The 24,213-nt window shown below is 74.9% G+C and carries 16 protein-coding genes, 3 tRNA genes and 1 pseudogene; 10 read left to right on the top strand and 10 right to left on the bottom strand.

Annotated elements, in window-relative coordinates; all coding sequences use genetic code 11:
• The first annotated feature begins 72 nt into the window (after positions 1–72).
• From pelF to ACIRRS_RS13665, 7 genes and pseudogenes are all read left to right on the top strand, one after another.
• Positions 73–1,587 (top strand): GT4 family glycosyltransferase PelF, encoded by a 1,515-nt coding sequence (gene pelF / locus ACIRRS_RS13695; RefSeq protein ID WP_402969409.1) that lies wholly within the window; start codon positions 73–75, stop codon positions 1,585–1,587.
• A 227-nt stretch (positions 1,588–1,814) separates the two neighbouring features.
• Positions 1,815–3,401, top strand: a complete 1,587-nt coding sequence (locus ACIRRS_RS13690; protein ID WP_402969406.1) for a hypothetical protein — start codon at positions 1,815–1,817, stop codon at positions 3,399–3,401.
• Positions 3,402–3,478: 77 nt separating this feature from the next.
• On the top strand, positions 3,479–4,474 hold the full coding sequence (locus ACIRRS_RS13685) for an SDR family NAD(P)-dependent oxidoreductase (protein WP_402969403.1): 996 nt from the start codon (positions 3,479–3,481) through the stop codon (positions 4,472–4,474).
• Between the two features lie 74 nt (positions 4,475–4,548).
• Positions 4,549–5,250: pseudogene (locus ACIRRS_RS13680) on the top strand (NDP-sugar synthase); the annotation flags it as partial.
• Positions 5,251–5,396: 146 nt separating this feature from the next.
• Entirely contained in the window at positions 5,397–6,314 is a 918-nt protein-coding gene (locus ACIRRS_RS13675; protein WP_402969401.1) for an NAD-dependent epimerase/dehydratase family protein, read from the top strand.
• Entirely contained in the window at positions 6,311–7,006 is a 696-nt protein-coding gene (locus tag ACIRRS_RS13670) for a spherulation-specific family 4 protein (RefSeq protein WP_402969398.1), read from the top strand. Before ACIRRS_RS13675 ends, ACIRRS_RS13670 begins: the two co-directional genes overlap by 4 nt.
• Positions 7,007–7,028: 22 nt before the next feature.
• A complete protein-coding gene (locus tag ACIRRS_RS13665; protein ID WP_402969395.1) occupies positions 7,029–7,994 on the top strand; it encodes an endo alpha-1,4 polygalactosaminidase in 966 nt (321 codons plus the stop codon).
• Between the two features lie 54 nt (positions 7,995–8,048).
• Here the strand turns inward: ACIRRS_RS13665 and ACIRRS_RS13660 are convergent, their stop codons facing one another.
• Positions 8,049–8,246, bottom strand: coding sequence for a hypothetical protein (locus ACIRRS_RS13660; protein WP_402969393.1), 198 nt, complete (start codon positions 8,244–8,246; stop codon positions 8,049–8,051).
• A 164-nt stretch (positions 8,247–8,410) separates the two neighbouring features.
• Between ACIRRS_RS13660 and ACIRRS_RS13655 the strand changes: the two genes are divergently transcribed.
• Entirely contained in the window at positions 8,411–9,364 is a 954-nt protein-coding gene (locus ACIRRS_RS13655; RefSeq protein ID WP_402969390.1) for an aldo/keto reductase, read from the top strand.
• Between the two features lie 60 nt (positions 9,365–9,424).
• Here the strand turns inward: ACIRRS_RS13655 and ACIRRS_RS13650 are convergent, their stop codons facing one another.
• The 6 genes from ACIRRS_RS13650 to ACIRRS_RS13625 all read right to left on the bottom strand — a co-directional run bounded on the left by ACIRRS_RS13650 (position 9,425) and on the right by ACIRRS_RS13625 (position 15,684).
• Entirely contained in the window at positions 9,425–10,399 is a 975-nt protein-coding gene (locus ACIRRS_RS13650; RefSeq protein ID WP_402969388.1) for a C40 family peptidase, read from the bottom strand.
• Positions 10,396–11,679: an SPFH domain-containing protein gene (locus ACIRRS_RS13645; RefSeq protein ID WP_402969385.1), complete on the bottom strand. Its 1,284-nt coding sequence runs from the start codon at positions 11,677–11,679 to the stop codon at positions 10,396–10,398. The genes ACIRRS_RS13650 and ACIRRS_RS13645 overlap by 4 nt, the downstream gene beginning before the upstream one ends.
• A gap of 204 nt (positions 11,680–11,883) precedes the next feature.
• Complete coding sequence (locus ACIRRS_RS13640; RefSeq protein WP_402969382.1) at positions 11,884–14,868, bottom strand: Ig-like domain-containing protein; 2,985 nt, start codon at positions 14,866–14,868, stop codon at positions 11,884–11,886.
• Positions 14,869–15,231: 363 nt separating this feature from the next.
• Positions 15,232–15,307: transfer RNA gene (locus tag ACIRRS_RS13635), tRNA-Arg, on the bottom strand.
• A 33-nt stretch (positions 15,308–15,340) separates the two neighbouring features.
• Positions 15,341–15,416: transfer RNA gene (locus tag ACIRRS_RS13630), tRNA-Arg, on the bottom strand.
• Positions 15,417–15,593: 177 nt separating this feature from the next.
• Positions 15,594–15,684, bottom strand: a tRNA-Ser gene (locus ACIRRS_RS13625).
• A gap of 177 nt (positions 15,685–15,861) precedes the next feature.
• Here ACIRRS_RS13625 and ACIRRS_RS13620 point away from each other — a divergent pair.
• Positions 15,862–19,197, top strand: coding sequence for a PAS domain-containing protein (locus ACIRRS_RS13620; RefSeq protein WP_402969379.1), 3,336 nt, complete (start codon positions 15,862–15,864; stop codon positions 19,195–19,197).
• Between the two features lie 60 nt (positions 19,198–19,257).
• Here ACIRRS_RS13620 and ACIRRS_RS13615 read toward each other — a convergent pair whose 3' ends face one another.
• Together ACIRRS_RS13615 and ACIRRS_RS13610 are read right to left on the bottom strand one after the other, a co-directional pair.
• Positions 19,258–20,919 (bottom strand): long-chain fatty acid--CoA ligase, encoded by a 1,662-nt coding sequence (locus tag ACIRRS_RS13615; RefSeq protein WP_402969376.1) that lies wholly within the window; start codon positions 20,917–20,919, stop codon positions 19,258–19,260.
• Positions 20,920–21,099: 180 nt separating this feature from the next.
• Positions 21,100–21,972 carry a DUF1906 domain-containing protein gene (locus ACIRRS_RS13610; protein ID WP_402969373.1) on the bottom strand — a complete coding sequence of 291 codons (873 nt, stop codon included), beginning with the start codon at positions 21,970–21,972 and terminating at the stop codon, positions 21,100–21,102.
• Positions 21,973–22,124: 152 nt separating this feature from the next.
• Between ACIRRS_RS13610 and ACIRRS_RS13605 the strand changes: the two genes are divergently transcribed.
• Positions 22,125–23,192, top strand: coding sequence for an EamA family transporter (locus tag ACIRRS_RS13605; RefSeq protein ID WP_402969370.1), 1,068 nt, complete (start codon positions 22,125–22,127; stop codon positions 23,190–23,192).
• Positions 23,193–23,204: 12 nt separating this feature from the next.
• Here ACIRRS_RS13605 and ACIRRS_RS13600 read toward each other — a convergent pair whose 3' ends face one another.
• Complete coding sequence (locus tag ACIRRS_RS13600; protein WP_402969367.1) at positions 23,205–23,984, bottom strand: pyridoxal 5'-phosphate synthase; 780 nt, start codon at positions 23,982–23,984, stop codon at positions 23,205–23,207.
• Positions 23,985–24,213: the final 229 nt, after the last annotated feature.

The following is a 24,213-nucleotide window of genomic DNA, read 5'->3' as shown; positions in this document are numbered from 1 at the left end:
GGCCCCGCCACGGCTCCCGTTCCGGCCATCCAGGCCGGGCACACGACGCAAGAACAGGAGGGGGGACAGGACATGCGCGTCACCCTGCTCACCGAGGGGACGTACCCGCACCAGCACGGCGGCGTGAGCGTCTGGTGCGACCAGCTCGTCCAGGGCATGCCCGACGTCGACTTCGACGTCATCGCCGTCACCGGCACCGGCCAGGAGTCCCTGGCCTGGGAACTGCCCGCCAACGTACGGTCGGTCACCACCGCCCCGCTGTGGGGCCCGGCCTCCGAGGCCAGAGCGCCGCGCGGCAAGGAGATGCGGCTCTTCCTCAACGCGTACGAGCGCTTCCTGCACTCCATCCTCGACCCGGTCTACACCACCCACTTCGGCACCGAGCTGTACGGCTTCGCCGACCTCGCCCGCCGCGGGCTGCTCAGCCCGGCGCTGCGCAGCGAGCGCGCCCTGCGCACCCTGCAGCAGGTCTGGACCCGCGACTACCTGCCGACCGCCGCCTCCCGGCCCACCCTGCACGACGCGCTCAACGCCACCGACCTGCTGGAGCACGCCCTGCGGCCGCTCTCGGTCGAACCGCCCACCGGCGGCGTCGCCCACGCGGCCAGCGGCGGCCTCGCCACCCTGCCCGGGCTGATCGCCGCCCAGCAGTACGGCGTCCCGTTCCTGCTCACCGAGCACGGCATCTACCTGCGCGAGCGCTACCTCGGCTACCGCACCGGCCCGTACCGCTGGCCCGTCAAGGCGCTGCTGCTGGGCTTCTACCGGATGCTCGCCGAGGAGAGCTACCGCCAGGCCGCGCTGGTCACCCCCGGCAACCGGTACAACCGGCGCTGGGAGGAGCGCGGCGGCACGCCGTCCGCGCACATCCGCACCGTCTACAACGGGGTGGATCCGGCGGCCTTCCCGCCGGCCGGGCCCGAGCCCGAGACGCCGACCCTCAGCTGGGCCGGGCGGGTCGACCCGATCAAGGACCTGGAGACGCTGATCCGGGCCTTCGCCATCGTCCGGCGCGAGATCCCCGAGGCGCGGCTGCGGCTCTTCGGGGGCACGCCCAAGGGCGGCGAGGCGTACCGGGACGGCTGCATAGCCCTGGCCGCCGAACTCGGCGTGGCCGAGGCGGTGGCCTTCGAGGGCCGCGTCGCCGACATCACCGACGCCTACGCGGCCGGGAACGTGGTCATGCTCTCCAGCATCAGCGAGGGCTTCCCGTTCACCCTGATCGAGGCGATGTCCTGCGGCCGCGCGACCGTCTCCACCGACGTGGGCGGCGTGCGCGAGGCCGTCGGGGACACCGGCCTGGTCGTCCCGCCGCGCGAGCCCGAGCCGATGGCCGCCGCCGCGATCGAGCTGCTGCGCGACCCCGCGCGCCGCGCGCGGCTCGGCGAGGGGGCCCGGCTGCGGGTCATCGAGCAGTTCACGCTGCGCCAGAACATCGACGGCTTCCGCGGCATCTACACCGAACTCCTGGGCACCGCCCGCTGGATGCCCGGCGGCATGGTCACCGTCACCGACCAGGCCCCCGCCCCGGACTGGGAGCGCCCGCTGGCCGCCGTCCAGTCCGCTCCCAGCGAGGTGGGCGCATGAGTGAGCGAAGCGAGCTCATCATCAAGAGGTGCGTGTTCCGCGAAGCGGCCGCCGAGCGCAGCGAGGTGGGCGCATGAGTGAGCGCAGCGAGCTCATCATCAAGAGGTGCGTGTTCCGCGAAGCGGCCGCCGAGCGCAGCGAGGTGGGCGCATGAGTGAGCGCAGCGAGCTCATCATCAAGAGGTGCGTGTTCCGCGAAGCGGCCGCCGAGCGCAGCGAGGTGGGCGCATGAGCGGCCCGCTCCGGTTGGTGCAGGACGAGGGCGGCGCCGAGCGCACCATGCAGCTGCGCACCCTGCCGCGGGGGCGCCGCCGCCCGACCCTCCCCGCCGAGCCCGCTCCGGAGGAGCAACTCGGCCTCTCCGCCGACCCGTTGGACGAGCTCGCCGAGCGCCTGAACGACATCTGCGCCGACGCCGTCCACCCGTACGAGATCGCGGCCATCCTGGAGTCGGACGGCCTCTCGGACGAGCAGGCCGCCCTGCTCTACGGCCGCCCCGACGCCTTCACCGTCGCCGAGGAGCTGTTCGAGAAGGTCCAGCGCCGCTACCCCGGCCCGAGCTCCGAGTTCGCCAACCCCTGGCGGGCCGACCCCTGGCGCTGCGTCGTCCGCGGCCTGGTGTTCGCCCTGCCCGGGCTCGGCTACCTGCTCGGCGCCAACCTGTTCGCCACCACCCGGATGCGCTTCGGCCTGCCCTCCGGCATGCTCGCGCTCTCCGTCGCCACGCTCGTCAGCTGGGCCTTCAACCAGGCGCTGGCGCACCGCTCGTACCGCTGGCTGAGCCGGATGCGCCGCCGCGAGGCCGCCGCCTGCCTGGCCGTCGGCGCGCCGCTGGGCGCCGCCCTCGCGGCCTCCGCCGCGTACGTGGTCGGCGGCCCGCTGGGCTCGCTCTGCTTCGCCGCCGGGCAGTCCGCGTACCTGGCCGCCGCCACCGTGCTGCTGGTGCTGGGCCGGGAGAAGTTCCTGCTGCTCGCCCTGGCCCCGGCCTCGGTCGGCGCGGGCGTGGTGCTCGCCGCCGACGTGCCGCAGGCCGTACGGACGGTGGTGCTGCTGGCCTCGGTGGCGCTGGCGGTCGGGCTGTCCGCCCGGGAACTGCTGCGCTGCCGGCGCCAGGGCGAGAAGGACGCGCCCGCGCTGCGGCTGCCGCTCCACCAGGAGCTGCCGCACCTGCTGTTCGGCCTGGCCTGCGGCGCGCTGACGCTGATCGCCGGCCTCGGCGGGACCATCCACCAGGCCGTTCAGGCGAGCAAGCACACGGCCCACACCGCCGCCGCCCACGTCGCCGCGCACCCCGCTGCGCACGACGCGGCCCACCAGGTCGCCCACCAGGCGAAGGCCGCCCTCACCGGCCCGGCCATGATCGCCCTGACGCTCAGCCTGGGCCTCGCCGAGTGGCTCCTGTTCCGCTACCGGGCCCTGGCCGTGGCCGCGCTGCGCACCAGCCACACCAGCGGGCAGTTCGGCCGCCGCACCGGCGGCATCCTGCTCGGCTGCCTGTTCATCTACCTCACCACCGTGGCCGCGCTGGACGCCGCCGCGACCGTGCTGTGGCCCGGCGCCCCCGCGCTCGGCGTCCCGCAGCTCGGCGCGATGCTGCTCCTGGGCGGCTCGCTCTGGCTGGCGCTGCTGCTGAACGCCTTCGGGTTCAGCTGGAGCACCGCCCTCATCTGTCTGGCAGCCGCCGTCGCCGAGTGCGTCGGGCTGCTGGCCGGTGCGGACCCGATCGCCCTGCAGCTCCTGGGCTGCGGAGCGGCCGCACTCCTCCTCACCGCCATCGCCGGGCCCGCGCTCGGCCGCACCACCCAGCACCGCTGATCGACAACCGATCGACAACCGCGGCCGACCGCCCGAGGGCGGCGGACCGTCCCGCACATCGAGAAAGCGAACCCCGCATGAGCAGCAGCGTCGCGGTCACCGGAGCCGAGGGCTTCATCGGCTCCCACCTCGTCGAGACCCTGGTCGCCGACGGTCACCACGTCCGCGCGATGGTGCAGTACAACTCCTTCTCCTCCTTCGGCTGGCTGGAGACCCTCTCCCCCGAGGTCCTGGACTCCGTCGAGATCGTCCTCGGCGACGTCCGCGACCCGGGCTCCGTCAACGGCCTGGTCAAGGGCACCGAGGCCGTCTACCACCTGGCCGCCCTGATCGCGATCCCCTACTCCTACCGCGCCCCGCACTCCTACGTGGACACCAACGTCACCGGCACCCTGAACGTGCTGGAGGCCGTGCGCCACCTGGAGATCCCGCGTCTGGTGCACACCTCCACGAGCGAGACCTACGGCACCGCGCAGACCGTGCCGATCACCGAGGACCACCCGATCAACACCCAGTCCCCGTACGCCGCCTCCAAGGCCGGCGGGGACCGGCTGGCCGACAGCTACCACGCCAGCTTCGAGACCCCGGTCGTCACCCTGCGCCCGTTCAACACCTTCGGCCCGCGCCAGTCGATGCGCGCCGTCATCCCGACCGTGATCGCCCAGGTCGCCGCCGGCCAGACCGAGATCACCCTCGGCGACCTGCGCCCGACCCGCGACTTCACGTTCGTCAAGGACACCGCCAACGCCTTCCGCACGGTGGGCACCGCGCCCGCCGAGTCGGTGGTCGGCCGCACCTTCAACGCCGGCACCGGCGGCGAGATCTCCGTCGGGGACCTCGTCACCCTGGTCGGCAAGCTCATGGGCGTGGACCTGGTCGTCAAGGAGGACGAGCAGCGCATCCGCCCGACCAACTCCGAGGTCATGCGGCTCGTCGCCGACGCGACCCGGCTGCGCGAGGCCACCGGCTGGGCGCCGAACTTCAGCCTGGAGCAGGGCCTCGAGGAGACCATCGAGTTCTTCCGCGACCCGGCGAACCTGGCGCGCTACAAGACCGACATCTACAACGTCTGACGCGTCGTAGCGATCATGCCCGTCCTGGTATCCGAGGAACGCGTCCAGCACATCCTTTCCGTGGGGGAAACACCATGCACGCAGTGATCCTGGCCGGTGGCAAGGGCGTTCGCCTGCGCCCGTACACCACCGCGCTCCCCAAGCCCCTCGTCCCGATCGGCGACCAGCACGCGATCCTGGAGATCGTGATGCGCCAGCTCGCCGCCTCGGGCTTCAAGACCGTGACCCTGGCCATCGGCCACCTGGGCCACATCATCCGCGCGTACGTCGGCAACGGCTCCCAGTGGGGCCTGCGGGTCGGCTACGCCGTGGAGGACAGCCCGCTCGGCACCATGGGCCCGCTGCTCACCATGCAGGACCGCCTGCCCGAGCACTTCCTGGTCATGAACGGCGACATCCTCACCGACCTGGACTTCGCCGAGGTGCTCCGCCACCACGAGTCGTCCGGCGCCCCGCTGACCATCGCCACCTACGCCCGCCAGGTCCGGATCGACTTCGGCGTCCTCACCACCGACGCCGGCACGATCACCGGGTTCCAGGAGAAGCCCAGCATCGACTACCGCGTCTCGATGGGCGTGTACGGCGTCTCGCGCGCGGCCCTGGCCACGTACACCCCCGGCCTGCCGCTGGGCTTCGACGAGCTGGTGCTCGACCTGCTGGCCGCCGACACCCCGCCGGCCTCCTACGACTTCGACGGCTACTGGCTCGACATCGGCCGCCCGGACGACTACGACCGGGCCAACGCCGAGTTCTCGACCATCCGCCCGGTCCTGATGCCCTTCGAGTCGGCCGACGCCCCGACCGTCGCGGAGCTGCCGATCCCGGCCGCCCGCACCGCCCCGGACGACGCCCCCCAGGCGGCCGCCGCGGGCACCTCGGGCATCTCGGGCATCTCGGGCTCCGAGAGCGACGGACGGGCCGCGTGAAGATCCTGCTCCTCGGCGGCGACGGCTTCCTGGGCCGTCACGCCACCGCCGTCCTGCGGTCCCTGCCCGGTGCCACCGTGCTGACCGCGGGCCGGCGGCCCACCCACGACCTCCGGCTGGACCTGGCCACCGCCCAGGCGGGCCCGCTCGGCGAGGAACTCGCCGCGCTGGCCCCCGACGCCGTGGTCAACTTCGCCGGCGCGGTGGCCGGCAGCGCGGTCAAGCTCGCCGAGGTGAACGCCCGCGGCCCTGCGGTGCTCTGCGAGGCGCTCGCCCTGGGCGCTCCCGAGTCCCGTCTGGTGCACATCGGTTCGGCCGGAGAGTACGGCGTCTGCGCCGAGGGCGAGTCGCTGGCCGAGGAGGCCGACGCCCGTCCGGTCGGCGTCTACGGCGCCACCAAGCTGGCCGGCTCCCTCGCGGTGGCCGGCTCCGCCCTGGACGCCGTGGTGCTGCGGGTCTTCAACCCGGTCGGCCCGGGGGCCCCGGCGGGCTCCCTGCCCGGCCGGCTGGCCGCCGAGCTGCGCCGGGCGGCCCCCGAGGGCGCCGACGGCGTCGTGACGGTCGGGGACCTCTCCGCCTACCGCGACTTCGTCGACGCCCGGGACATCGCCGAAGCGGTCGGCCTGGCCGTCGCCGCCGAGGGCCCGCTCCCCCGGGTGCTCAACCTCGCCTCCGGGCGGGCGCGGCAGGTCCGGGCGATCGCGGACGGCCTGGTCGCCGCCGCCGGCTTCACCGGCCGGATCGACGAGACCGGCGCCGGCTCCGAGCGCTCGGCCGGCGTCTCCTGGCAGCAGGCCGACGTCTCGGCCGCCGCCCGGGCCCTCGGCTGGCACCCGACCACGGAACTCGCGGACACCCTGCGGGACCTGTGGCTCGACACCGCCGAGCCCGCCGGCACCCCGGCGGTGGCATGACGCCCGCCGCCTCCCAGGACGGCCGCCTGCTGGTGCCGCTGTACGTCCACCCCGCGGTGGACCCGGCGGCCTGGCAGGCGGTCGCCGCCGCCGACCCCTCCCGGATCGCCGCGGTGGTGCTCAACCTCGCGGACGGCCCCGGCGAGACCCCGGACGGCGTCTTCTCCGAGGCCGTCGAGCAACTCCGCGCCGCCGGGCTCCCGTTGGTCGGGTACACGGACACCGACTACGGCCGCAGGCCCCACGCGGCGGTGGTCGCGGACATCCTCACGTATCGTCAGCGCCATGGCATCTCCGGCGCCTACCTCGACCAGGTCGCGGCCCACCCCGGCGCGCTGGCGCACTACCGCCGCCTCGCGACGGCGGCCAGGGCCGCCGGCTGCCACACCGTGGTGTTCGGCCACGGCGACCACCCGGATCCGGGCTACGCCGACGTCGGCCTGGCCGACCTGCTGGTCACCTTCGAGGGCGACTGGACGGCGTACCGCTCGATGACCCTGCCGCTGTGGACGGGCCGTCACGCCGCCGCCCGCTTCTGCCACTTGGTCTACGACGTCCCGGCCGACGACGCCCAGGATGCCACCGCACTGATCGCCGCCCGCCGCGCCGGCGTCGGCTGCGCCGTACCCGGCGCCGGGGAGAACCCCTGGTGCACCCTGCCGTACGGCCTGACCGCCGCCGAACTGACCTGACCCGACTCGGAGTTCGACAACCGTGAACCGCCGCCTCCGGCTGATCCCCGCCGCCATAGCGCTCGCCACCGCCACCGCGCTGCTCGCCACCTCCTGCAGCAGCTCGGGCTCGGACGACGACAAGGACTCGGCCGACGCCCCGCCGAGCAACCCGCCCGCGGCCACCGCCCCGAGCACCTCCGGCACCACCGCCCCGGGCACCCCCGCCGGCACCACCCCGCCGGCCACCCCGGCCACCCCGGGCGCCACGACCGCCCCCGGCACCACCCCGCCACCGGCCACCGGCACCCGCTGGCAGCCCACCCCCGGCCTCGCCTGGCAGTGGCAGCTCGGCAGCGGCCCCGTCGACCAGTCCGTGGACGTACCGGTCTACGACATCGACGGCTTCGAGAACGACGCCACGGTGGTCGCCGCCCTGCACGCCAAGGGCCGCAAGGTGATCTGCTACATCAACGCCGGTTCCTGGGAGGACTTCCGCCCCGACTCCGCCGCCTTCGCCAAGACCCTCCAGGGCTCGGACACCGGCTGGAAGGGCGAGAAGTGGTTCGACATCCGCAAGCTCGACCAGCTGAAGCCGCTGATGGGCGCCCGGTTCGACATGTGCAAGAACAAGGGCTTCGACGCCATCGAGCCGGACACCATCGAGGCCTACAACCAGAACAGCGGCTTCCCGCTGACCCCGGACGACCAGCTCGCGTACAACCGCATGCTCGCCAAGCTCGCGCACGACCGCGGCCTGGCCATCGGCCTCAAGAACGACCTCGACCAGATCCCGGCGCTGCTGGGGGACTTCGACTTCGCGGTCAACGAGGAGTGCTCGCAGTTCGACGAGTGCGACCGCGTCTCGCCGTTCATCAAGGCCAACAAGGCGGTCTTCCACGTCGAGTACAAGCTCGACACCAACCAGTTCTGCGCCAAGACCAAGTCCCTGGGCTTCAGTTCGATGCAGAAGCAGCTCGATCTGAACTCCTGGCGCAAGCCCTGCTGAACCTCCGCACTCCCACCGCGCGGGTGACCCTCGTCCGGGTCACCCGCGCGAGGGTCACTTGACCGCCAGCCAGACGACGGCGCCCAGAACCACCAGGGCCACGACGGCGATCAGCGCGATCTTGCCGTTGCGGTTGCCGCCGCTGCGGCCGTAGGTGGAGACGGAACCCGGAGCCTGGGGTGCCGGAGTCTCGTCGACGAACGCCCGGAACATCTGAGTGCTGCCGGCGGGGTCGTAGTCGTTGTCAGCCATGGCACGGACTCTAACGAATCCGCCCACCTCAGGCACACCCCGGACCCCTCCCCGCCCGCCGGGGCGCCGCGCCGTGCGGCGGCGGCGCGACGGCGGTGCGACGAGCGCGTGAAGTCCGCGCGACGGACGGAATGCGCCGCCCCTCGATCGGGTTGACTTCGGTCATGACCGCAGCCTTCCGCCGGGTGAGCCTCGGCGCCTCAGACCTGTCCGTCTCCCCGCTGTCCCTCGGCGGCAACGTCTTCGGCTGGACGGCCGACGAGCAGCAGTCCTTCGCCGTGCTCGACGCCTACACGGCCGCCGGCGGCAACTTCGTCGACACGGCGGACGTCTACTCGGCGTGGGCCCCGGGCAACACCGGCGGCGAGTCCGAGACCGTCATCGGCGAGTGGCTGCGCCGCCGGGGCCGTCGCGACGACGTGGTGATCGCCACCAAGGTCGGCATGCACCCCGAGGCCAAGGGTCTGGGCGCCGCCACCATCAAGGCCTCCGCCGAGGGTTCGCTGCGCCGCCTCGGCGTCGACCACATCGACCTGTACTACACCCACCGCGACGACGAGACCCCGGTCGAGGAGTTCGTCACCGCGCTGGACGAGCTGGTCCGCGCGGGCAAGGTCCGCGCTGTCGCCGCCTCCAACATCTCCGCCGAGCGCCTCGCCGAAGCCCTGGCCTTCTCCGAGCGCGAGGGCCTGGCCGCGTACGTGGCCGTCCAGCCGCACTACAACCTGGTCTCGCGCGCCACCTTCGAGGGCCCGCTGGCCGAGGTCGTCGCCCGGCACGGCCTGGCGACCGTCCCGTACTACGCGCTCGCCTCCGGCTTCCTGACCGGCAAGTACCGCCCGGGCGGCCCGGACGTCACCAGCGCCCGCGCCGAGGGCGCAGCCCGCTACCTGGCCGAGCCGCGCGGCCCCAAGGTGCTGGAGGCCCTGGACTCCGTGGCCGCCGACCACGACGTCGAGCTCGCCACCGTCGCCCTGGCCTGGCTCACCGCCCGCCCGACCGTCGCCGCCCCGATCGCCAGCGCCCGCACCGTCGAGCAGCTCCCCCCGCTGCTGGCCGCCGCCGCCCTGGAGCTCACCCCGGCCCAGACCGCCCTGCTGGACGAGGCCTCGGCCTAGAACGCGCCCGGGCCCCGGCGGGAGCTGTTCCCGCCGGGGCCCGGTCCGTGTCGTACGGGGCTACGGCCGCCCGAAGTGGGTCGGGTAGTAGCCCGAGTTGAGCGTCGATATCCGGACGGTCTTTCCCGGCCGCGGCGCCTCGACGAACTTGCCGCCGCCCAGGTAGATCCCCACGTGGTGGATCCCCGAGGCCCGGCCGCTGTCCGACCAGAACACCAGGTCGCCCCGGCGCAGTTGGCCCGCGCTGATCGGCGTGGTGGCCGCGTACTGGTCGTCGGCCACCCGCGGCAGGCCTATCCCGCTGCGCCGGTAGGCCTGCTGGACCAGCCCCGAGCAGTCGTAGCCGGACGGTCCGTCACCGCCCCAGACGTACGGCTTGCCCAGCTGGGCGAGCGCGTAGCTGATCGCCGCCTCGGTGTTCCCCGAGGAGCTCGCACCGCCGTCGGACGGCTGGGAGGGGGTCTGCGGCGCGGAGTCCCCGCCGCCGGACTGCCCGGTGCGGTTCAGGTAGACGTCGTAGTGGCTCGTCCAGCGCCACTCCCCGGCGCCGTTCTTGAACCAGTACTTCGACCCGTCCCAGCCCTGCCGGGTCCCCCAGGAGGAGGCCGACCCGTTGGACGCCGACTGGCCGCCGGAGGCGCTCGACCCGCCGGAGCCGCCGGAGCGGGAGGCGTACACGCTGCTGTGGCTCGTCCAACGCCACTCGCCCGCGCCGTTCTTGAACCAGTACTTCGACCCGTCCCAGCCCTGCGTCCCGGGCGCGGCGTGCGCGGCCCCGGCACCGGCCGTCAGGCCGACCACCCCGGCGCCCGCCAGGACGGTGGTCGCCAGACAGGTCCCCCGCACGGCGCGGTGTATTCGGCTGCCACCGGCCGGCGCCCCGGATCCGGCGGTCCGCGGACGGGCCGCGCAGTTCGGGCAGCCGCAGCCCGCGATCGCGGGGATGCTGCCGAGGCTCTCCTCGAAGCCGATCAGCCCCGCGTCCACCGCCTGCTCGACGTCGGGTTCGGCGTACGCGCCGGTGGCTATCCTCATGCGGGTCGTCCTTCCTTCCTCCCGGCCCGAGCGGCCGGAGGCGGTACCGAAGCGGCCACTCCGGCCGGGGCGACGAAGGCGACCAGCAGCTGTTCCATCAGCGCGCTGCGGGCGGCCTCGTCCAGTTCGTGGGCGGTGGCCCGCTCCAGCCGGCGCACGGCCAGCGCGGCGGCCTCCACCGCGTCGTCGACCAGCACCGTGCGCAGCCCGGCGTCCAGGTCGGCGAGCCGGCGGCGGCGCATCGACTCGGCGACCTCGGGCGCGTAGTCCAGCGCCAGCGGCTGCACCGAGTACACCTCCAGGCCGGCCGGGGCGGCCTCGGCGGCCAGGGCCCGGGTCATCTCGTCGGCGAACCACTGCCCGTCGCGCAGGGCGGGCCCGGGGGCCGCGTTGCTGTCGCAGGGCAGGGTGGAGGCCGTCCGGGTCAGCACCGCCTGGACCTGCTCGCGCAGGTAGCCCTCGTGGTCCTCGATCGCCAGCAGCGCCCGCGCGGTGTCCTTGACCCGCCAGACGATCAGCAGCCGGACGACGATCGGGGTGCCGGTGCGGTCGACCACCTTCACCGGCTCGCTGCGCCAGTGGCGCAGCCGCACGTCCACCCGGCGGCGGCGCAGCAGCGGGTTGACCCAGACCAGGCCGGTGCGGCGGACCGTCCCCCGGTAGCGGCCCCAGCGGGTCAGCACCCGGGTCTCGCCACCGGCGTTGGCCAGCAGGCCGGCCAGCACGAACACCACCAGCAGGCCCGCCCCGGCGGTCGCGGCGATCGAGGCGGCGTCCACCTCGGCGCGCCCGCTCTCCTTCGCGGCGGTGCCGCGCAGATCGGGCAGGACGTCCCAGTGCGGGAGCACCCCGGTGCGCAGCAGCACGTAGACCACGCCGGCCAGGCCGAGCAGCACCAGGAACAGGGCGATCCAGCCGGGCACGGCCCGGGCGCCGTGCTCGCGCAGCGCCTGGTCGGCACGCGGGGGGCGGCGGGAGGTGGCAGCCGACCGGGCGCCGGCCGGGACGGCCTCGGGCAGCTCGACGGTCTCCGGCGCCACCGACTCCAGGGGGTCGCGCAGGTCGGCGGGCCCAGCCGGGGAGGGGCTCGGCACCATGGCCAGCGGCGCGGTCGCCGGGCCCGTGTCGACCGGTCCGGCGGGCTTGGCGGTCTTGGTCATCCGGACGGCCGTGGCCTTGACGAGGGGGCTGGAGCCCGAGGCGGAACGTTCCGGCAGAGCGGGCGGAAGCGTCTTGGGCAGGTGGTCGGGTCGCTGCGAAGAATCGCGGGTGACGTCCATGCACGGGTCCTCAGGGTCGGTGTGTCGCGCAACGGGCGGCCCGGATCTGACGGGCAGTGCCAGAGTCAGGCTAAGTTCATACGTCATCAAATGCGACATTTGAGCTGAGGTGTGTCGACATTTGCTGACGAATCGTCCAAAGCTGACCTGACGCGCAGGCACATGAACGGATGGTCGGGACGGTGGGAACGGATCAGGCGCAGGTCAGCGCCTTCTGGCACCGGGGCCCCGGGAGATCACCCGGCGAGTGATCAGCCCGATCCCGGCGAGCACCAGCAGGATTCCGGCGAGCAGACCCCGCCGGCCCGGCTCCTCGGGCGGCGCGGCCACGGCCCGCCCCTCGACGGGCGGCGCCGCCTGCGGCCTCGGCGATCCGCCCTCGGTCTCCTCCTCCACGGCGGCCACGGCCGACGACGGCGCGTCACCCGGCGTGGGCAGGGCCCGCGCGCTCGGGCTCGCACTCGGGCTCGCACTCGTACTCGCCGACGCCGATGGCGAGGCCGCGACCTGCGCGGATGCGATCGGGGCCGGGCTCGGAGTCGGAGTCACCACCGCAGCGACCGGGAGCACGGGGACGGAGATCGGCAACACCCCCGGCGCCACCGGCCGCAGGGACGGCCCCGCGGCCTCGGGCGACGCGGAGGCGCTCGAACTCGCCACCGCCGAGGGCGAGGGAGCCGCACTCGGAACGGGCACCGGCACGGCCGGTACGGGGATCGGCATCACCCCTGGCAGCAGAGGCACCGTCGCGGGCACCTCCGGCGTCGCCGAAGCCGAGGCGCTCAGGCTCGGGCCCGCACTCGACGCGACCGCCGCCGAGGCGGACACCGTCGGACTCGGACTCGGGCTCGGGCTCGGGCTCGGCGAGGCCGGCCCCGTCACCGCCGCCGGACTCGACGCCGAGGCAGCCGGCGAAGCCACCGCACTCGCCGACGCCGAACCCGACGCCGAACCCGAAGCCGTAGCTGCCGCCGTAGCCGTAGCCGTCCCCGCAGCCGACGGGCTCGGCGAAGCCGAAGCCGAAGCCGAGGCCGTAGCCGCCCCACCCCCCGCCGCGACGCGCACCGCCACCGGCTCCCCCGAGGTCGCGTTCCCCGCCCGGTCCGTCACCGTGACGACGAGCCACTGCGCCCCGTCCGCCAGGTCCCGGTTCGCGGTGCAGCTCCAACTGCCGTCCAGCGCCGCCGTGGCCCCGCACAGCACCGTCCTCTCCCCCGCGTCCGCACTGCCCGTCCGGGCCGTGACCTGCACGTTCACCCCGGGCTCCGCACGCCCGGCGAGCTTCGGGCGGCTGCTGCGGAGGGTCTCCCCCGAGGCCGGGGAGGTGAGGACGGGCCTGTCCGGCGGAACGGTGTCGACGACCAGGCTGACCGTCTTCCCCGGCGTCCGGTTCCCCGCCGCGTCGACGGCGACCGGGGTGAGCTGGTGCTGCCCGTCCGGCAGGTTCTCGACCGGAAGGCAGGCCCACTGCCCGTCCGCCCGGACCCCGGTGGTGCACACGTCGCTGTCGGAGTAGCGGTCCGAGACGGAGACGGCGCTGCCGGGCTCGCCGGTGCCGGTGAGCAGCAGCCCCGGGTCGTTGGTGTACTCGGGCAGGGTGAGCACGGGCGCGCTCGGCGGCGCCGTCTTGACGCTGACGCGGACGGGCTCGCCGCGCAGCACCACGCCGCCGACCGTGGTCTCGACCGGGGTGAGGCTGTGCACGCCGCCGCTCAGCGCCGCGTCGGGGCGGCAGGTCCAGTCGCCGCCGCGCCCGACCCGGGCCCGGCAGAGCGCCGCGTCGCCGTCCCGGACCTCGACGGTGGCGCCGGGGATGGCCGCCTCGCCGCGGATCTGCGGGCGGGTGTCGGCGAGCACGTCGCCGTCGACGGGGTCGGCGATCTCGGGCCGCGCGGCGCCCACCGTCAGCCTGACCTTCTGGTCGGAGACCTGCCCGGAGTCGGCGAAGCCTCCGGAGCCGACGAGTTGGCCGGTGTCCCGGGCGATCCGCAGCCGGGCCCAGGTGTCGCCGCTGGCGGCGCCGGACGGGACGGTCCACTCCAGGGTCGCGGTGTCGGCGCCGGCGGGGACCTCGACCTGCACCCGCTCGGCCGGGTCGAAGCGGCCCTTGTGGCCGAAGTCGATCCATCCGGCCAGGGTCGCGGGCTGGTCCCCGACGGCGACGGGCACGGTGAGCCGGTAGTAGCGGCCGATGGCGGCCTCGGCGGGGAAGCTGATCGAGGGGTCGGCGCCCTGGTACTCGCCGCGGCCGGGCTGGAGCCTGGGCGGCGGCGGGCTGACGGCGGGCCGGTCGAACGGGCTGCGCCGGGCGGCCCCGTGGTCGACCTGGACCATCGGCTCGTCGCCGGACGCGGCACCGGCCGTGGCCGCCGGGCGGGCGCTGCGGCCGGAGCCGGTGGCGTCCCGCCCGAGGAAGAGGTCGGAGACGACGTGCGAGGCGTTGCCGTAGTCCTGCGGGGCGGTGCCCAGGTCCTCGTCGACGGTGACGGTGTAGGCCTGGTGCAGGACGGGCGCGGCGGTGGTGCTCCCCGACCGGGCGGTGCCGCGCTGCTCGACGCGGAACTCCGCGCTGCGGATCGTCCCGGCGAGTTCGACGCTGCCCTCGGCGGCGGAGCCGTCCGCGCCGTCGGCGGCGCCGTCCGCACCGGACGGGGCCAGGCCGGCCGCGCCGACCGTCCAGCCGGACCAGGGGGTGCGGCCCACCAGGACGGGGGCGGCGGGCGAGCCGCCGGTGAGGGTGAGGCGGGCGGCGGTGGAGGTGGCGCCGGTCTTCCCGGTGGCGAGCGCGGCGAGCCCGCTCAGGTGCAGCCGGGGATTGCGGACGGGCCGGGAGAAGGTCAGCCGGAGCGTTCCGACCTGGTGCCAGGAACCGTCGGCGGACGCCTGTCCGTCGGCGACGGCGAATACCTGCGCGGGATCTCCGGGACGCATTCCGTCGGCGTACGGCGTGACCGAACGCCCCCCTCCGGCGCGGTCGGCCAATTCCCCGGAGGAGGCGGTGATCCCGGTGCCCGGGGCGCCGGCGAATTCCAGCTGGACGGAAAGGCCGGAGGGCAGCACGGCCCGGTGCTCGCCGGACCACGCGTCGGGGGACTGTTCGGCCCCCGCGAGCGGGGCGTTCCAGCCGGTCAGCAGCCCCGCCGTGAGGACGGCCAGGGCGGCGGCTGTGCGGGGGGACGGTCGGCTCATCCGGCTCTCCTTCACGGTCGGCTGCCGGGGCGACGGGCAGTCTGGGCACAAGATCGGACAAAACGGAATCACGATCCTGGGCCGGTCATACCGCGACACCTGCTGTTTCGGCCGGGTCCCACCCGTTTGGCAGGCATCGGGACGGCGAGACGGGATGTACCCGAAACGGATGCATTTCATCCATTAGGCGGCAATCGATCCTGCGCACGGCGCACGGAAATCCCCTGCGGGAAAGGGGAATTCAGAACAATCCGCCGGAACCCAGCCTCCGGTATCCATCCATCCACCGGGAATGCCAGTTCGACCGCCCGAGCGGGGCCCGCAACGCGAGAAGCCCCCGGCCTGTGGCCGGGGGCTTCTCGATGGTGCGCTCAGCAGGATTCGAACCTGCAACCTCTTGATCCGTAGTCAAGTGCTCTATCCGTTGAGCTATGAGCGCAAGGAACGGGCGAACCCGATCTTGCGGAAGGTGTGGTGCGCTCAGCAGGATTCGAACCTGCAACCTCTTGATCCGTAGTCAAGTGCTCTATCCGTTGAGCTATGAGCGCTCGCCCCGGTGAACGTTGCCCCCGGGGCGGTGCGAGGACAACATTACATGACCTGCGACGTGGGACGAAATCGATTGCTCCGGCCCCGGGACGCGACGGCCGGAGGGCCGTCCGGCGACCGGCTCCCGACATGCGAAGAGCCCCGCCGACGTGATCGTCGACGGGGCTCCCGTGCTGCGGAGGCTGAGGGATTTGAACCCTCGATGGGCTTTAAGACCCAAACCGCATTAGCAGTGCGGCGCCATAGACCGGACTAGGCGAAGCCTCCCCACAAGGAGCACGCCCGCTCGCGCGGACCCGTTCCGTGTGTCAGTGATGATGCCACAACCGTGGGGCCCGGCACCAACCACCGCCCACGTTACTAGGCGGGTCGTCCCCGCCGCAAAGAAGAATGAGATACTGCCGTCTCCGGAGGAGCTGCCCCGAGCCGAGGAGACCTGTCGACGTGAGCAGCAGGCCGATCCGAGGCGCTGCTCGCCTCGCCGCCATACTCGACGCCCTGCCCGACGCGTTGCTGCTGGTGAACAGCAACGGCACCGTCGTGGACGCCAACAGCGCGGCCGTCCAGGCGCTGCAGGCGCCGGGCACCTCACTGGTCGGCATGGGCGTGCTGGGCCTGCTGCCCGAGTTCGACCCGAGCCGCATCCCCGGCTCGATGCGCCCGGCGACCCGCGAGGACGACCCCCTGGACCGCCCGGTCCGGATGACCGCCCACCGCACCGACGGCACCACCTTCCCCGTCGAGGTCTCCGGCAACGACTTCGCCGACGACGGCGGCCGCGGCTCCGCGCTCTCGCCCTCGGGCTCGTACGACCCCTACCGCGAGGGCTCCCGCTCCCCCTCCTCCTCCGACCTGCTCCTGCTGCTGGTCCGCGACCTCTCCGGCCGGGTCGGCGTCGAGGCCGAGCTGCGGCGCCAGCACAAGCAGACCGAGATGATCCTGCGGGCCGCCGCCGAGGGCGTGCTGGGCGTGGACCTCGAAGGGCGCTGCGTGCTGGTCAACCCGGCCGCCGCGCACATCCTGGAGTACCGGGCCAGCGAGCTGGGCGGGCGCGAGCTGCACCCGCTGATCCAGCACTCCCGGCCGGACGGCACCCCGCTGGCGCTGGAGGAGTCCGCGCTGCTGGACACCCTGACCTCCGGGCGCAAGCACCGGGTGCGCGGCACCGTGCTGTGGCGCAAGGACGGCCGGCCCGTCACCGTCGACCTCACCACCGCCCCCGTCCGGGACGGCGACCAGCTGGTCGGCGCGGTGATGACCTTCACCGACCGCAGCCGCGAACTCGCCCTCGTCGCCCGCAACGAGCACCTCACCGCCGTCCTGGAGAGCGAACTCGGTGGCGCACTCAGCGCGTTGAACCAGAGACTGGAGACGCTCGCCGCCGACCCGGCCGGGCAGCTGTGGCCCGAGGCCAACTGGACGCTGCGCCGCCTCGCCGACGAGTGCCGCCGTTTCGGGAAGCTGATCGACGACGTGCTGGAGCACCAGCGCGCCGAGGCCGGCGCCGCCCCGGCCGAGGGCAGGGACGGCAAGGACCTCAAGGACACCAAGGACACGGACGCCCGGGACGTCAGCGGCTCCAAGGGCGGCCGCAAGCCCGCCGAGGAGCACGTCCCGGTCGGCCTGGACGAGGTCGTCCGTCGGGCCGTCGAGGAGGCCGGGGAGCTGACCGGCCCGGGCCGGGTGCGGTTCTCGGTGCACGCCGCCGCCGTCGAGGTGATCGCCGACGAGCGCCGACTGGCCCAGGCGCTGGCGCACCTGGTCGCCGACGTCAGCGGCGTCGGCCTCCTGCTGGACCCCCCGGCCCCCGCCTCCCCCGGCCTCGCCGTGCCCGGGCTGACCGGCGCGCCCGCGCCGCGTCCGGCTCCCGAGCCGCCGACCGTCGTCCTGGCCGCCGCCCAGCGCGGCGACGTCGCCCGGGTGGAGATCCGCGGGCCCGGCCGCGGCGGCAGCGCCGTCCACCTGCCGATAGCCCGCGCGGTCGTCGAGCGCCACGGCGGCGTCCTCCAGCCGCACGAACTGCCCGGCAGGGCCGGCACCACGTACGTCGTCGAGCTGCCGCTGGACCCGGCCGCCGCCAAGGCCGCCGCCGAGCGCGCCGCCTCCGAGGGCCGCTCGGACCGGCCCAAGGAGGGCGACAGCGCCGTCCTGCCCGAACTGCCCGGCATCCCGCAGCTGCCCAGCAGCGAGGACCCGGCCGAGCCCGCCGCCGAGGCCGAGCGCCCGGCGCGCGAGACCCCCGAGCCGGAGCGCGCGGGCACCGAGGAGCCCCCCGCCGAGCGGCGCGGCCGCCGTGGCCGCCCGGCCGCTGCCGAGGACCAGCCCTCCGCCCCCGCCGAGCGCGACGCCACCGGACAGTGGGTCAGCAACGGCGCCGCCCCCGCGTACGGGCGCCAGGGCCTGACCGGCCCGGACGGCACCCTGACCGACCCCTGGGGCAAGGACGACGGCCGCTCCGGCCCCGCCTACGCCGTGCCCGTCGAGAACGGCCGCCCCGCCGCGCCCCGGACGAACGGCCGCGAGCCGCTCGCGCTCGGCCCCGGCACGGCCGTGGCCGAGGCCCCCGCGCCGCCCGCCGACCCGGCCGGGGACGCCGAGGCCAAGCCCCGGCGCCGCCGCGGACTGCCCTCCACCGAGGACTCCTCGGGCGCCCTCGCCCTGCCCGGGCTGCCCGACACCCCGGTCTACCCCGGCCTGGAGCACGCCCTGCCCGCCGGCCCGGCCCCCGCGCCGGTGGAGCCCGCCGCCGTGCCCACCGGCCGTCGGCGCCGCCTCGCCGTGCCGCCCGGCCCCGGCCAGGAGCCGTCGACGGCGCTGGAGCCGGCCCGCCCCGCCCTGCCCGCCGCCGAGGAGCCCGCCGCTCCCCGCCCGGTCGGCAGCGGACTGGCCGAGCTGGCCCCGCCGCGCCCGGCCGGCCCGCAGGCGCTGCCCGCCGCGCCCGCGCACCCGCCCGTCCCCGTCGAGGCCCGGACGGCCCCGCGGCCGATGGCCGAGCTGCCCGCCGCCCCCGAGCGCGGCGGCGCGGACCAGCCGCAGGCCGGGGCGGACGGCGAGCGCCGGCTGCTGGTGTGGCCCGAGCCCGACCCGAACACCCGCCAGGCGCTCCAGGCGCGCGGCTACCGGCCGGTGATCGTCCGCTCCCGCGAGGAGGTGGACGCCCAGGTCGGCGCCGAGCCGGCCGCGCTGTTCGTCGACCCGCTGACCGGCCCGATCACCCGCACCGCGCTGCAGTCGCTGCGCACGGCGGCGCTCAACCGGCGCATCCCGGTGCTGGTCACCGCCGGCCTCGGCCAGGCCACCCGCGACGCCGCGTACGGCGCGGACCCGGCCGTGCTGCTGCGCGCCCTGGCCCCGCGCGACGGCGAGCACCACGCTCCCCGGGTGCTGCTGGTCGAGGGCGACCCGGACATCGCCGCCGCGATGATCGCCAGCCTGGAGCGGCGCGGCATGCACGTCGAGCACGCGACGGACGAGAACGACGCGGTGGCCCGCGCCAGCAGCGTGCAGCCCAACCTGGTGGTGATGGACCTGCTGCAGATCCGCCGCCGCCGGGTCGGCCTGCTGGACTGGCTGCGCGCCAACGACCGGCTGCACCGCACCCCGCTGGTGGTCTACACCTCGGTCGACCTCGACCCGCGCGAGCTGCCCCGGCTGCGCACCGGCGAGACGGTGCTCTTCCTGGCCGAGCGCTCGACCAGCGAGGACGTGCAGTCGCGGATCGTCGACCTGCTCGGGCGGATCGGCGCGATGGGCGAGGCGGGCGTCGCCGCCGCGGGCTGAGAAGCGCCGAGGCCCCCGGTTCCACGTGGAACCGGGGGCCTCCTCGTCCCTGCGGGGCGGCTACTCCTTGCCGAGCACCGTCACGTCCAGCTCCTGGGCCGCGTAGCTCGCGCGGATCACCTTCTTGTCGAACTTGCCGACCGAGGTCTTCGGCACCGACTCGACGATCGACCAGCGCTCCGGCAGCTGCCAGGAGGCGATCCGCTCGGCCAGGAAGGCGCGCAGCTCCCTGAGCCCGGCCGTCGCGCCCGGGCGCAGCACCACGGTGGCCAGCGGGCGCTCGCCCCACTTCTCGTCCGGGACGGCGACCACGGCGGCCTCGGCCACCTCGGGGTGGGCCATCAGGGCGTTCTCCAGTTCGACGGAGGAGATCCACTCCCCGCCGGACTTGATGACGTCCTTGGCCCGGTCGGTGAGGGTCAGGTAGCCGTCGGCCGTGATGGTGCCGACGTCCCCGGTGCGCAGCCAGCCGTCCTCGGAGAACTTGTCCTCCGGCCGGAGCGGATCCTGCCCGGCGCCGCCGTAGTAGGCCCCGGCTATCCAGGGGCCGCGCACCTCCAACTCGCCGGCGGCGACGCCGTCGTGGGGCATCCGCTCGCCGTTCGGGCCGATCAGCCGGGCCTCGACGGAGGCGGGGAAGATGCCCTGGGTGATCCGGTAGGGCCACTCCTGCTCGGGGGTCAGGCCGCCCGGGGGCTGGGCGAAGGAGCCGAGCGGGGAGGTCTCGGTCATGCCCCAGGCGTGCAGGACCCGTATGCCGTGGCGCTCCTCGAAGCCCTTCATCAGCGAGGGCGGGCAGGCGCTGCCGCCGATGACCACCATGCGCAGGCTGGAGGTGTCGTAGTCGCCCGCGTCCAGCTCGTCCAGCAGCCCGCTCCAGATGGTGGGGACGGCGGCGCTGACGGTCGGCCGGACGGCGGCGATCATCTCGGCCATCGGCTTGGGCTGGAGGAAGCGGTCCGGCATGAGCAGGTTGGCGCCGGACATGAAGGCGGCGTGCGGGATGCCCCAGGCGTTCACGTGGAACATCGGCACCACCGGGAGCGCGGTGTCGCGCGGGGTGAAGGCGAAGTTGTCGCCGGTGTTGACCTGGAGGCAGTGCAGGTAGACCGAGCGGTGGCTGTAGAGCACGCCCTTGGGCTCGCCGGTGGTGCCGGAGGTGTAGCAGAGGGCGGCGGCCTGCCGTTCGTCGATGTCGGTGCGCCACGGGAACGCGTCGGGCCGGCCGGCCAGCAGTTCCTCGTAGTCGTGCACGGTGCCGGGGAACGCGGCCAGCACCGAACGGTCGCCGGGGCCGTTGACCACGATGTGCCTGAGCGTCGGCGCGAGGTCGCCGAGGACGGCGGCGAGCAGCGGCAGGACGCTGCCGTCGACGATGATCACGCGGTCGGCGGCGTGGTTGACGATGAAGGAGAGCTGCTGGGAGGGCAGCCGCAGGTTGAGCGTGTGCAGCACCGCGCCCATCGACGGGACGGCGAGGTACGCCTCCAGGTGCTCGGCGTTGTTCCACATCAGGGTGGCCACCCGGTCGTCGTCGACGACGCCGAGCTCGTCGCGCAGCGCGTACGCAAGCCGGGCGGCCCGGGCCCCCACCTCGGCGTACGTGCGGACGACCGGCCCGGTGCCGTTCCAGGTGGTGACGGTCGAGCGGGCGTGGATCGTGGACCCGTGCTCCAGGATTCGGGCGACGGTGAGCGGGACGTCCTGCATCGTGCTGAACACGGGTCCTCCTTGACCTGGCGGCACTGGCGGCTGCTCCTGCGGACACACCTACCGGGCGGTAATGCGCGCCGACGTGCCCGATTGTGCCGCTCCGCCCGTCCCGTGTCAGCCCTGCGGCCCCGTTGAACGGATCACGGATTCGTCCCGCTTTCGCCCGCCCGTCCGGGGGCGCGGCGCCGGTCAGTCGGCCGTGGGGCCGTCGACGTGGTTGCGGTCGATGGTGAGGGTCGCCCCGGCGTACGTCTCCTCGACGTTTCCACGGTACTGGTGGACGCGCTGGTGGAAGACCCAGAGGTCGGGGTCGAGGCGGCCGGAGCCGTCGGTGTCGGCGCGGTCGTCCCAGCGGGCGTACCAGAGGGAGTCGGGCAGGGGGGAGCTGCCGGCGCGGGCGGCGGCGGAGAGGTCGGCGATGCCGGAGTCGAGACTGGAGTAGAAGCCCGAGCGGTAGCCCGCGGAGTGCAGGGCCTGGGTCCAGCCGAGGGTGAACTCCACGACGGCCTGGCCGCAGGCCGGATCGCGCATCGGGTAGGACTCGATGTCCAGGTAGACCGGGCTGCCCCCGTCGAAGCCGAGCGCGCGCATCGCGTGGACGGCCTCGCCCGCCTCGTCCCGGCCCTGCCGGGCGGCCTTGGCCGGGTCGATCCGCTTGGGCTTGTGCGTCGGGTCGGCGCAGGGCGCCTGGAGGCCGACGTGCACGGGGAGGAAGCGCCAGCCCATGGCGCGGGCCTGGCGGACCCAGTCGGCGGTGAGCCGGGGCTGGGCGCAGCCGCGCTGGGCGCCGCTGACGTAGACGCCGAGCGCCCCGTACGGGGAGGCGCCGCGCCAGGCCCGCAGGGTGTCGAGGGCGGGGGCGGTGCAGGCGTCGAAGGCGGCGCCGGACCAGCCCTCGCGGGCCTTGGGCGGCCCGGCCCGGTCGGGCAGGTTGACCGCGCGGATGCGGGGGACGACGGCGGCGGCCGGGGCGGAGGCCGCGGCGCTCTCGCCCGTCCCGTCGGTGGCCAGCAGGAGCACGAGGGAGGCGGCGAGCAGGGCCGCGGGGCGGAGATAGCGCACCGGCCATTGATACTGACGGACCATCGGACGATCGACGCAGCCACGCCGCGGGGCCCCGGGCGGACCACCCATTCGGGCGCACCCGTCCGCTTCCGTCCCGATTCCGGTAACGAGCTTGCCCGTTCGTCACTCCTTACGGCAAACTCATTACCATGCCCACCTCCCGCCCCAGCGAAACCATCGCCCCGACGCCGGCCGCCGCCGTCGCCGAGGCGCTTGCCATGCCGCCCGCCCCCAAGGGCGAGCCCGCCGGCGAGCGGGGCAGCTGGCGACGAGGCGGGGAGCCCGGCACCGCGGCCCCACCGGACGCGCGCCCCGGCCGACCCACCGGCCGGAGGTTCGGCAAGGCCCTGCGGCGCCCGGAGAGGATCCCGGCGCCGCTTCTCTGTCTGACCGCGATGTTCCTCGTGCAGACCGGCATCGCGCTGTCCAAGCCGCTGTTCGGCCCGCTCGGCGTCAGCGGCACGACCTTCCTTCGGCTCGGCTTCGCCGCCGTCGTCCTGCTCGCCGTCACCCGGCCGAAGCTGCGCGGCAAGCGCCCGCGCGACCTCGCCGCGGCCACCCTGCTCGGCATGGCCTCCGCCGGGATGACCCTGCTCTTCGCGGGCGCGATCGACCGGCTGCCCATGGGCACCGCCGCGACCATCGAGTTCCTCGGCCCGCTGGCCGTCGCCCTGTTCTTCGCCCGGCGGGCCAGCCACCTGCTCTGGGCGCTGCTCGCCGCGGCCGGGGTCGCGCTGCTGACCCTGCTCGGCGAGGGCGAGGGCGGCGGCGGGCTCGACCCGGTCGGCCTGCTCTTCGCCTTCGGCGCGGCGGCCTGCTACGCCGCGTACATCCTGTTCACCGACAAGGTCGGCGCCGTCTTCGAGGGCTTCCAGGGGCTCGCGGTGTCGATGACCGCCGGAGCGCTGACGCTCGCGCCCTTCGGGTTCGGGCAGGCCTGGGACGGGCTGACCGCGCCCGGCGCCTCGCCGCTGGTGCTGCTCGCCTCCGTCGCCGGGGTGTCGCTGCTGCTGCCGGTCATCCCGTACGCGCTGGAGATGACGGCGCTGCGGCGGATGCCGCAGCGGGTGTTCAGCGTGCTCGTCAGTCTGGAGCCGGCGGTCAGCGCGCTGGTCGGGCTGGTGGTGCTCGGGCAGTTGCTCGGAGCGCCGCAGCTGGCGGGGATCGGGTGCGTGGTGGTGGCCAGCGTGGGGGCCACGCTGACCGGGCGGCGGTAGCTCGGGCCGTCCCTACGGCCAGAGCAGGGCGCGCGTCCACTCCGGGGTGCGGACCGGGCCGGTGCGGGTGTAGCGCAGCCGGACGTGGCGGCGGTGGGCCTCGCCCTGCCAGAACTCCACCTCGTGCGCCCACAGGGTGTAGACGGCGTGCCCGGGCGCGACCACGTCCGGGGTCGCCTCCAGTGCGCGGTAGGCGGCGGCCAGCGCCTCGTCGTACTCGTCGAGGGCCGCCATCTCCTCGCTCTGCCGCCCGACCAGCGAGGCGGCCCGGGCGGCGGGCGAGCGGGTGGCGAACTCGGCGGCGGCGACCAGGTCGGCCGCGCGCTCGACGCTGCCGCGCACCCGCACCTGGCGGCCCAGCTGCGGCCAGTAGACGGACAGCGCGGCGGCCGGGTGGTGGGCGAGCTGGCGGCCCTTGGGGCTGTCGGCGGTGATGGAGAAGTTCCAGCCGGTGCCGGCCGCGTCCACGTCGCGCAGCACCAGCACCCGGGCGTCGGGCATGCCGTCCGCGTCGACGGTGGAGAGGGTGAAGGCCTGCGGGTCGAGCACCCCGGCGTCCAGGGCGGTGGCGAGCCACTCGACGAACAGCCGGCCGGGCTCGGCGGGGGCCGCCTCGATGTCGAAGGACGGCAGCGGGCGGGCCATCGGCGGACGGCCGAGCAGCAGCTCGGGGACGGAGCGCGGGCCGGACGGGCGCTCGGACTGCTGGGAGTGCTGGGGCTGCTGGGCCCGCTCGCCCGACGCGGGCCGGGCCCCGCCGGGGCCGGTCAGGCCCTCCTCTTCCGCCGCCATCGCGCGCCCTTCCCTCCGGTTGCCGCGGTCGCCTCCCCCGGCCGGGCCGACTGCCGGCCCGGGCGCGTGGTGCGCTGTTGGAGCGCAACCGTACCGCCGTGGGCCGACGGCCCCGGGCGCGGGCCCTCGATGGCCGCTCCCCCGCTGGTGGGCGGCGGTTTCCGGTCGCTCGGGCGGCCCCGCGTCCGGGCCCGGACGCACTCGTGGGCGGTGCCGATGGCGGCACCGC

The organism is Kitasatospora sp. NPDC101183, assembly GCF_044767945.1.
In the GTDB taxonomy this organism is placed as follows: domain Bacteria; phylum Actinomycetota; class Actinomycetes; order Streptomycetales; family Streptomycetaceae; genus Kitasatospora.
Note: the sequence above shows the minus strand (reverse complement) of the source record. Positions and strands in the feature narration are given on the sequence as shown.